Here is a 764-nt window from a genome sequence, read left to right on the forward strand (position 1 = left end):
GCGAGACGCTCGCCTTTGCCGGTGATCTCGGCCAGCACGTTCGACGTGCGCTCATGCTCCGCGACGATCTTGTCGAACACGGTCTTGCGCAGCTTCTTGTCGGTGACGAGCTGCGCATAGCGCGACGCCACCGCGAGATCGGTCTTCGCGAGCACCATGTCCATGTTCGACAGCAGGTTCTTGAAGAACGGCCACGTCTTGTGCATCTTGCGCAGCGTAGCCAGCCGCTTCGCGCGTTCCTCGTCGGAGCCGGACTTGTCGAGATACGCCGTGACCGCGCTGCCGAAGCCGAACCAGCCCGTCAGCAACAAGCGGCACTGACCCCACGAAAAACCCCACGGAATCGCGCGAAGATCCTCGATCTTGCGTTGCTTCGGGTCCTGCAGCTTGCGCGACGCCGGCCGGCTGCCGATGTTCAACTCCGCGATCTCCGAAATCGGCGTCGAGAGGAAGAAGTAGTCGGTGAAGCCGGGCGTCTCGTAGACGAGCGCGCGATACGCGGCCATCGCAGAATCGGACAGGGTCTGCATCGTCGCTTCGAATTGCGGCAGTTGCGCCGGCGCGTTCTCATGCGGCAGCACCGATGCTTCGAGCGTCGCCGCGACCACCGTCTCCAGATTGCGCCGGCCGATTTCCGGATTGCCGAACTTGCTCGCGATCACTTCGCCCTGCTCGGTCAGACGGATTTGCCCGTCGACGGTGCCGGGCGGCTGCGACAGAATCGCCTGATAGGTCGGGCCGCCGCCGCGTCCGACCGTGCCGCC

At 64.7% G+C, this 764-nt stretch carries 1 protein-coding gene; it reads right to left on the reverse strand.

The features are described 5' to 3' along the window. A partial coding sequence (locus AWB80_RS42830; RefSeq protein WP_143328306.1) for a phosphoenolpyruvate carboxylase occupies positions 1-764 on the reverse strand: 764 nt, incomplete at both ends.

It is taken from the genome of Caballeronia pedi (assembly GCF_001544915.2).
In the GTDB taxonomy this organism is placed as follows: domain Bacteria; phylum Pseudomonadota; class Gammaproteobacteria; order Burkholderiales; family Burkholderiaceae; genus Caballeronia; species Caballeronia pedi.